This window comes from Serratia sp. HNCC26DJ244 (genome assembly GCF_057180565.1).
The window spans coordinates 1-320 of record NZ_JBXUGO010000143.1; the positions used below are offsets into that span (position 1 = coordinate 1).

General features: G+C 53.1%; 1 protein-coding gene. It reads left to right on the forward strand.

Features of this window, described 5'->3' with window-relative positions; genetic code table 11:
• Positions 1–41 precede the first annotated feature (41 nt).
• Positions 42–320, forward strand: a 279-nt coding sequence (locus AC2A06_RS18990) for a hypothetical protein (protein WP_484381316.1), incomplete at its 3' end; no start/stop codon positions are given.

Here is a 320-nt window from a genome sequence, read left to right on the forward strand (position 1 = left end):
ACGACTCTCCGGGCGTCTCTCTTCTCGAACAGAACCGGGGAATGACCGAGACGTTGATCACTGCGGACACGGCAAGCGCGGTTGATGGGCTCACATTGAGAATTAATAACCAGGTGGTGACACCTGGGGTGGGTATTTCTTCTGCCATTAACCAGAACAGTGTCCATGTGGCGAATGGTACCTACAATTACGCCTTGTCCAACACGAACGGCAGTGCCGATGGCCTGTACCTGAGCTATGGTTTGAGTGCCATTGAACTGCTGACGGACTATGCCGATGCGCTGATTATTGCCACTGATGTCAACCCTGGCTCTAACAGG